The following is a 3,351-nucleotide window of genomic DNA, read 5'->3' on the forward strand; positions in this document are numbered from 1 at the left end:
GAGGACGGCCACCCTCGCAATGCAGCCGTCAGCGCCTTGAAATCGGGTAACGTAGAAGACTGGAAACAAGAAGAGGGTTATCACCAACGCTCTCTGTCAGAAACAGGCATGTCCCGATACAAAACATTAATCAGCCCTCAGCTGACACTGCACAATTACGATGCCCAAGTTGGCGAAGCATTGGCCAACGTGAAAGCGATAAACAAAGTCATAAGACTCGGTATGCCTGTTAGTTACCGAGTTAATTAACGGGATAAATCCCATCCAGATCAGTGCTTTAGGTGAATTATTTGATCAACAACGCCTGTTTGAACCATAGGTGATGCTAATGCCAAACCAGTGAGATAACGTCTTCTGCGATAGGTTGGGAATATCTGCTTTGGTAGAACAACTAAGACAATAAGTAGCCAGCGACAAGAATAAGCGACTCCCTCAGGAGTCGCATTTATACCCTGTAAATAAATGACTTTAGAATGCTCTATAATACTTATACAGAGTCAAAATTCATTTTTCGCGTAAAAGAGTCAACAGTGAATAAAGACTGCTTAAAATATCTAAGTTAGGTATTAGGGATTGCCATTTTTGTCCCAAATATAGCCACTATTACCATTCCCGGCACCATCGCTTTTTCTTCCTAACGCGAGGATATGTTGGTCGTTACCGTCATTAGTATAAACCCACGCAATGCCAGTGTTATTGGTAATGTGAGCATGTTTGGCATGTTGGTCTAAGTTTCGAGGGCCAGGAGTACCATAATTCGGAGCCCGGTCTTTAACTTCGGTCAATTTATTTAATATGTTGATGTCAGCTTCACAAGCCTCTTTCAACTTTTGAGTTGCGTATGTCATCGTCATAGTATTCTCCTTTCATGACAGTGTTATAAAGGCCATTCCATTATCAATGTTTTGGGTGATGGCCATAGCTATCATCTCTGAATGCTTGTGCCGTATTAACAGGGAAACTCTTTCCTGACATTTGCCACTTGACGAACACTCAATCCAAAACGTCGTGCAACTTTAGCGCGAGAGTCACCGTTTAAAAGTGCTTTCACAATTTCCTTGTTACGTTCTTGGATATCGATCTGGCGTGAAGTCGGCAGCGCGAGATAAGTACCGCCATACATCTGGCTTAAAACTTCTACGCTCTCGCGGGGAAGTATCTCTATCAGTTTGCTGCGATCAGGAAATTTGGGAATGTAAACGTCCTGCCCACCCAATTTAGAAACCAGTAAATAGGTGTCTGAAAAGCCGATCATATTGATCAGCTCTCGTGTTTTTTCTGATAGAAGAGATATATTGATACTATTATGATTTATAGTCGTTTTTGAGACATACTGCATACTTATTTCCCTGTCAAGTAAAGCATGCATTGAGGTTACTTAGATAACCATAAAAACGGCATAGAGAACTTTTGCTCTGTGGAGTGAACGCACTTGAGATAACGGAACATGATTAGAATGTGGGATGTGTTGCTTATGGAGGGCTTTTCATTTTTAGGAAGGTAATACGTTCAGCACTGATCGCGGAGAAAGTTTCCCGAATTGAATAGTAGCAATGGCGCTTTTAGTCTTTGCTATTTTTAGCCAGAATCCGACACACTTGCGATCGGCTGTAGTCGGTTGAGCTCGGGACGTTCCAGCAGGGTACCGCTGATGTTCTCGGTATAAAAGGCGGCGATGCGTTAGCCATGGTCGTTGGCAAACTGGGTTAGGCTGTCTTTGGCGCGCGCGGCGTTTTGCTCGTCGGTGGAGGCGCGTAGGTAAGCGCGGATAAACATGAAGGCCCTTTGTGCGTGAAACGTCTCATTTAGATGGTCGCACAAAGGCGTGTCGCATTTAAGTGGTCACATAGCAAGAATGGGCGACTCCCAAGGGAGTCGCGTTTGGGTATACTTAAAAGGTTAAGTGAACGAGTGTTTACCGAGAGTGAGGTACTTGTTATACAAAGGTTTGAAGACCTCTTTGATTCTGTCACTATCTTTTTTGTGTACCGTAAGGGCTTCTAGAAAATATTCGCTTACTACTTCCTGGGCTATAGAATATTTCATTACATCCTTGAGCTCATTGGATTTCGAGATTTCTTTTTCATTATCGATAATTTCTTCATTAATTTCCATTGGTCGATAGAATTCATTAAATTCTCTTATGGTTTTTTGTTCCGTTGCTCTTTCATTTGCTTTTTCCTTTATTTTTGTATTTATTTCGTTGCACATGTTTGTTGACAATTCTTCGTGTTCACTATTTATCAAGTTAATGTCTTTAGCTTTCTTAATGCAGTCGAGACCCAAGGAAACATAATGCCCAATCTCTCTTTGCCATTCCTTTAAGCAGTTGTCACTATGGTCAAGTTTTTTACTTTTCGTTGTTTGGTTAAGCTCCAAACGAATGTAGTCTTTTTTTGGTGGTACCCATGACTCTCCCCTACCTAAATGGATCGAAGATGGTGGATACCCATTGGCATACATATAGGTGGTACATGCGAAGCATGACGCCATTTTTGTTGTATCGGAACCGGTAGCCATTTCATAAGGCGTCGCCCAAGGCCCTAAATGCTTGCATTTTACGATGGCTGTGCACATTCCGTGAACGTAGCCGACTCTACTTTTTCCAGCATCACAAATTATTGGTCCCATGCCTTTATTTTTTTTGATAGAAAGGTTTATGAATTTATCATTACTCGGGCTTATCATCCCCCATGGGATATTTTTATTATCTGCATCTTTTCCATCAATATCCTTGAAGTTTAATAGAGTTTCTTTAGCCAATTTACCGGCTTCTTCTATAAAATAATGTTCTTTTTTAACCTCATACGCTACTCGCTCTGTTGGGTATACTTCTTCGTTATCTTTTAGAGGGTTATCTACCATCCCTGTGTATGCCCCTCTCCCTCTATAAATGCCATCTTTTTTATTAAAGGCATTTTCTAGCATCTGAGCTTTACTTATGCTCATACCGCCGTGTCTTTCTTTGAAAGCTAGCCCCTCTCCCCCTTTTTTGCCGGTGATAAGCTTGCCTTCCTTACCTAATGGGGATTGACCATCTAGAATTTTACCTGATCCGGGTTCGTAGCAATCCATAACATGAGATATTGTCGACAATATATGTAAATGGTTTTGTTGGTCATCTATCTCTTTGATATACTCACAATAAGTTAAAATTTCGTTCAGTGTGTCTTCTTTTTCATGACTAGAATATTCACCTAATGCTTTGCGCTCATTTTTACTTAAGTACTTTATGAATAGCAGCTGTTCATTGAATTTCTTTCCTGTTAAAGATTTTATTTCTTCATTCGTACGTATCTCTTCTTTTTCTTTTTTAACCTCTTCTAGTGTTTTTTTTATAAAACCATAATC

The 3,351-nt window shown here is 40.7% G+C and carries 3 protein-coding genes and 2 pseudogenes; 1 reads left to right on the top strand and 4 read right to left on the bottom strand.

Features of this window, described 5'->3' with window-relative positions; all coding sequences use genetic code 11:
* A pseudogene (locus tag BZJ19_RS16820) lies at positions 1–249 on the top strand (IS5/IS1182 family transposase); the annotation flags it as partial.
* A gap of 317 nt (positions 250–566) precedes the next feature.
* Here the strand turns inward: BZJ19_RS16820 and BZJ19_RS16825 are convergent.
* The 4 genes and pseudogenes from BZJ19_RS16825 to BZJ19_RS17150 all read right to left on the bottom strand — a co-directional run.
* Positions 567–854 carry a hypothetical protein gene (locus BZJ19_RS16825; RefSeq protein ID WP_077676470.1) on the bottom strand — a complete coding sequence of 96 codons (288 nt, stop codon included), beginning with the start codon at positions 852–854 and terminating at the stop codon, positions 567–569.
* 95 nt (positions 855–949) lie between these two features.
* Entirely contained in the window at positions 950–1,339 is a 390-nt protein-coding gene (locus BZJ19_RS16830; protein WP_157891212.1) for a Mor transcription activator family protein, read from the bottom strand.
* A gap of 272 nt (positions 1,340–1,611) precedes the next feature.
* Positions 1,612–1,776 (bottom strand): annotated as a pseudogene (locus BZJ19_RS17025) (recombinase family protein); the annotation flags it as partial.
* A gap of 123 nt (positions 1,777–1,899) precedes the next feature.
* The coding region (locus BZJ19_RS17150) for a hypothetical protein (protein WP_201249212.1) at positions 1,900–3,351 on the bottom strand (1,452 nt) is incomplete at its 5' end.

The sequence above is a fragment of the Salinivibrio proteolyticus genome, assembly GCF_001996165.1.
GTDB classification, from domain to species: Bacteria; Pseudomonadota; Gammaproteobacteria; order Enterobacterales; family Vibrionaceae; genus Salinivibrio; species Salinivibrio proteolyticus.